5 protein-coding genes are annotated in these 4564 nt (G+C 54.3%); 1 reads left to right on the top strand and 4 read right to left on the bottom strand.

Annotation, left to right across the window (positions count from 1 at the left end; all coding sequences use genetic code 11):
• Positions 1-174: 174 nt before the first annotated feature.
• The gene (locus ACOYNV_RS25795) at positions 175-1281 is read right to left on the bottom strand and encodes an Acg family FMN-binding oxidoreductase (protein ID WP_422902680.1); all 1107 of its coding nucleotides are present in this window, start codon (positions 1279-1281) and stop codon (positions 175-177) included.
• A gap of 907 nt (positions 1282-2188) precedes the next feature.
• Here ACOYNV_RS25795 and ACOYNV_RS25800 point away from each other — a divergent pair.
• Entirely contained in the window at positions 2189-2602 is a 414-nt protein-coding gene (locus ACOYNV_RS25800; protein ID WP_422902681.1) for a DUF2293 domain-containing protein, read from the top strand.
• A 154-nt stretch (positions 2603-2756) separates the two neighbouring features.
• On the opposite strand, the gene ACOYNV_RS25805 is transcribed toward ACOYNV_RS25800, so the two are convergent.
• The 3 genes from ACOYNV_RS25805 to ACOYNV_RS25815 form a co-directional block, all read right to left on the bottom strand.
• A complete protein-coding gene (locus ACOYNV_RS25805; RefSeq protein WP_422902682.1) occupies positions 2757-3245 on the bottom strand; it encodes a DUF3368 domain-containing protein in 489 nt (162 codons plus the stop codon).
• Positions 3238-3492, bottom strand: a complete 255-nt coding sequence (locus ACOYNV_RS25810) for a UPF0175 family protein (RefSeq protein WP_422902683.1) — start codon at positions 3490-3492, stop codon at positions 3238-3240. The genes ACOYNV_RS25805 and ACOYNV_RS25810 overlap by 8 nt, the downstream gene beginning before the upstream one ends.
• A gap of 212 nt (positions 3493-3704) precedes the next feature.
• The gene (locus ACOYNV_RS25815) at positions 3705-4478 is read right to left on the bottom strand and encodes a tyrosine-type recombinase/integrase (RefSeq protein ID WP_422902684.1); all 774 of its coding nucleotides are present in this window, start codon (positions 4476-4478) and stop codon (positions 3705-3707) included.
• Positions 4479-4564: the final 86 nt, after the last annotated feature.

Genomic DNA, 4564 nt, shown 5'->3' on the forward strand with positions numbered 1-4564 from the left:
CAGACCGAACGTAATAGCGCAAACTTGATATGTTTATTTATTTACGCCGCCTTAGTTCCGCAATGCGCTCTCCAAAGCGCGGCACGAGCAAGGTAACGCGTACCGCCCCCAGCACGAAGCCGGTCCCAAACACCAGCGCGAAGTAGGCAAGCCCGGCCTTAATCGATTGCGTAGTCAAGTCAGCACCACGTCTACCGGCCTGCGCAGCGATGGCGGCAACTTCGGCCCGCGGCCGAAGCGAACAACAAGGTCGGGCCTGCGTCCGCCAACACCGAGGAAGGTCGCAAGCTGCGGCCTCAGCACTGACACTTCCACCGGCTGATTGAGCATCGCGTTGCGGATACCCAGGGCCGCCGACTGCAGCGCAAAGCGCTCGTAGCAGCGCCCCACCTCGATCCATTGGGCGGGATTCTCCGCCTCGGAAACGAAAACGGCGATTCCTGCCGAGCTGCGCACATGCTTCGCGTATTTGTCGTTCTCGCCTTTTGGCGTGAAGAACAGGCCGAAGAGCAGGCTGCCCAGCCAGGAAGGCATGGAGGGATTCCCCGACGACGCGGCATACAGCCCGTCGCCCGCCCGGACTGCGTCGTCGGCACTGAAACGAATCCACGCTTTCAGTTCCTCGACGAAAGCCCGGTCATTCATCTGCGCCGTATTTCCCTGCACGACATACTCGAGGACCTTTTCCATTGCCTCGCGCTCGGTGAGAAGAATGATCCGAACGCCGTTGCCCTGGCCCGCTTTCTCCATTAGCGCAAGCTCGCTCGCTGAAATCGGCTTGCCGTCGTACTCGGCGCGTGTGCTCTGACGTTCGGGTATGGCGTTGAACAGGCTGGTCACAACCGCTTTGGTCGGCTCCAGCGCAACCCGCAGCGCCTTGCCCGCGGAATCGTCGAACACGACATTTCCGTAAAGCCCGTTGGCAAGTGCCGCCTGAGCCAAGTTCTCGGCTGCACAACCGATGGAAACGAACAGGTGATGATCATCAGGGTCTACCGCGGGACAGCGTCGCGAAAAATCCGGCAGGATCGATATTGAGCGGTCTTCAAGCCGGAACTTCCAGCATTGGGTATTGTGACTGGATGGCGCCAGGGTCGCGCAGCGCACCAGTTCGCGCAGGAGCGCCGACTTGTCGCCAGTGCCCACCTTGCCGTGATGCCACGTGTTGCTTACCGCATTCTCGTAGCCATCGGCGGAGGTTTCCGATGAGCAGGATGCCACGGTGGCCAGAGCGCCGATGTTCGCCGATGTGGAAACAATAAATTCTCTTCGAGTAACCATGACGTCTGCCTATCCGGATATTAACGCCCAGCAGTTATTCATACGCAGAAACGTCCGCGTCATCGCCAATCATCTGAACACGATCGGACCACCTCTGAGGTGTTCAATGCGATGGAGATTACCAGAACCCGGTCTCCTCATTGATTGTCGATCATCCGGATGGAACCAGCGGCTGCTGTGGAGCACTGTTGTCGGGCGGTCGCTTGTGGCCGGATGGAGGCGGCCAACTGCATCATATTCTACCTGTTTGAATGGCGGCTTGACGCTGTCAGCGGCCGCTCAAACCCGCGTTCTTCAAGCGCGTTCAACAACGCCATCGCTGCACAGCAGCCCGTGAGCCAAGAAAATTGAGTGTGCCAGATCCTATGGCCGCTTACTGTAAGCTTCACCTGGTCAACGGCCGGTTTGGAGGAGTTGAGGCTACGGTCGCTAATGGCAGGGATCTGCTAGGCAAGTTTGGCCAACGAGCGTCAGCTTTCTGATGCAAAGCAGACGGTCAGGCAAAAATATAATAAAAGCATAAAAAATGGCTGCTTTCGCGTTTTCAGTGTTCCCGGCGAATGGCCGCTCTTCAAAACCTCGACCGTCTGCAATGGGTCGGATGAAGTCAGCCACCCCTGAAAACTGAGTGACCGCTTACCAGCGGTAACCTGCCGTTCGCGCAAGAAATGCTCAGCGCCGCAGCCAAGGGCAGCTTAAAGACTGTAAGCGGCCTGATGATTTTTGCATGCCCAACGGCCGCTGTACTCTGATTCCTGCCTTTCGACTCCATCAGAGTTTGATGACAGCCACCGACCCAAAGCGGAAGTAGCTCAGTTGAAAAAGCGGACGTTCAACGACGAAGGTCAGCGGACGGCACAAAGCGCAGCCTTTTGACGGTCCGCTGGACCGGATTGTTGGGCATCTGGTGCAGAGTATTTTTAGTCACTTGACGCCCCCTGCCGCCGAATCCTCCTGCCTGAATGATGAAGAAGTGCGGGCACGCCGTCGTATCCGAGAGGCGGAACGACGTTCAGATATTGATCGTGAATACGTTGAGAGATTCGCTGAGCGAATACGGGAGCTATTTCCGGGTTATCCAGAAGGTACGGATCAAAGCATTGCTGAACATGCATGTCAGCGTTACTCGGGTCGGGTTGGTCGCAGTGCGGCGGCGAAGGCGCTCGATGAAAAGGCAGTACGTTTGGCGGTCATCGCTCGGATTCGCCATGCCGAGACTCCCTACGACGAATTACTCGCCAGCGGGTGTGACCGGCGAGAAGCACGGTTGCAGGTCGAACCCTTGGTTCATGCCACCCTTGAAGCCTGGCGAAAGTCATGATCCGCAGAACAGAAACAGCATGACCAAATTGACTGATCGCTTTCCAATCCACCGGTAGCTACGGTTTTCGGCTATTTGCTACCCCCCGTTAGACGTTACCTTGTAGCTGTCATGCCGGATTTCCAAGGTTAAGAGAGTTCGGGCATTCGCGTGCCTATTCACCCACGGCCTGGCATGCGGCAGTGATCACGCTCTCGGCAATGAAATACCCCGATGCGCGTAGGTCGATCAATAGGGGGCGAACACCAACAATGAGTCCCCGCCGTTTCGCCTCAACCAAGATTCCGGCCGTTCCCTTAACTGGGAGTCCATAAACTTGCTGCGCGATACGTCGACCACGACGTTCATCGATGATCGCAATGCAGGGCGAAAGGTGACGTGCCAAGCTAATTACCTCTGCTTCCCCGGCATCAAGTTCCATTACCAATAGAGGGTCTGGGGGCGGACTCACCCTTACACGACTCAACCACTCCGCCGCTTGGAGAGATTTCGCACCGGGCTTGCCAATGCCGGCCACAGCCACCTCGTTGAAGACCGTCTCTGGTACCCAGCACTCGGCAAACAACGTAGGCAACAAATCAAGCTGTCCGAGCAGTGACAAAGCAACCAGAGGTCCAGAATTGACTACTGCTCGGTCAAGCATTCTGGCCAAACTCTGTACTCAACTCATCACCATCCAAAGTCACCACCGGCACACCAGCACGGCTTGCTGCAAGGAGGAATTCCACTCGACCCATATCGCAAAGCATCCCGGCCTTACCGGAAGTCAGGCGGCCGATCTCGAACAATTTCAAGGCAAGCAAGAATTTAGCCTCACTGGCTAGGGATTCAGGCGAGACTCCGGGCAATGCCAAAGCGTCGTAGGGCAATTCAAGCATCACGGTATTCATTATCCAGTCCTCCGGAAAGTACCATTGCAATTTTTGATTATGGCAGCAGCGATAAATATTTGCTCAAGCCTCTGGTGCCTGATGGCCAATGATTGGTCGATTACCATTCTCAACGGATATTAACCGGCTTTGGCTGAGCCAGTTTCCTTGATCCTGTGCCTCTTGGTGGCCAATGTAGGCGGGTGCCTTGCAATAGACCATCACTTCCCGTTTTAATCTGGAACTGTCGATTGGGACTGAGCACTCTTCCATTCGAGAAAATTCGCGTAATCTGCCGCGCCAACAGAGATTTCAGGTTCTGGTTCTGAGATCACTCCGGCTTCTACTAAAACCTTTGTTTCGTATGCTTGGTAAAGAGATCGGAGTGGAGCAATGCGAGATTGCAAATAATGCCGCGACGCGGTGTCATGAGCCGCATGATTTAAAGCACGTTTCACCGTGTAATCGCTAACGCCCGTTTCGTTAAAAAGTGTGCCAAAAGTTCTGCGCAAGTCATGTGATGAAAAATCGCAGCCACTTCCCTTTTTTACATCAGCGATGGCCCGCTTCGGTTCAACAAGATGAGACCTAACCCCAGCCTTGTTCGCCCTTGGCGATGGAAAGACAAAGAGCGATGGTTGATCATTACTTTCATTAATTCTCTTTCTTTTTTCGAGCAATTGCCTGACGTACCTTGTCATCGGGAAGATGTGCTCGATCCCGTTTTTGGTTTCCACAAAACATATTGTCTCGTCTTGAAGGCTTACGTCTTTCCACTCCAAGGAGAGAATTTCGCCTCGGCGACCTCCCCAAAGCAACGATAGCTGCAAATAATCAGCGAGAATATCTCGAGCTTTAAGTTCAATGTCAGGTCTGAGCGCCTCGACAGCAGACCACCATTTCTTCAAATCCCCTTCATTCTGGCCGACAATTCGGCTTCTGGGCTGGACCTTGTACCAACTATCGCGCAACTGATTCAGAGTTAAGAACGGGTTATCAGAGGACACGTTCAAATTGAATTTGATGGCACAGAGAGAATAAGGCGGCGTAAATAAATAAACGTATCATATGACGTGTTGAGGTGGTATTCTTT

This window comes from Propionivibrio sp. (assembly GCF_049316945.1).
In the GTDB taxonomy this organism is placed as follows: domain Bacteria; phylum Pseudomonadota; class Gammaproteobacteria; order Burkholderiales; family Rhodocyclaceae; genus Propionivibrio.

Coding starts and splice junctions, on each gene's coding strand:
- ACOYNV_RS25795 (WP_422902680.1), bottom strand. CDS start 1,281: ATGGTTACTCGAAGAGAATTTATTGTTTCCACATCGGCGAACATCGGC.
- ACOYNV_RS25805 (WP_422902682.1), bottom strand. CDS start 3,245: ATGCTTGACCGAGCAGTAGTCAATTCTGGACCTCTGGTTGCTTTGTCA.
- ACOYNV_RS25810 (WP_422902683.1), bottom strand. CDS start 3,492: ATGAATACCGTGATGCTTGAATTGCCCTACGACGCTTTGGCATTGCCC.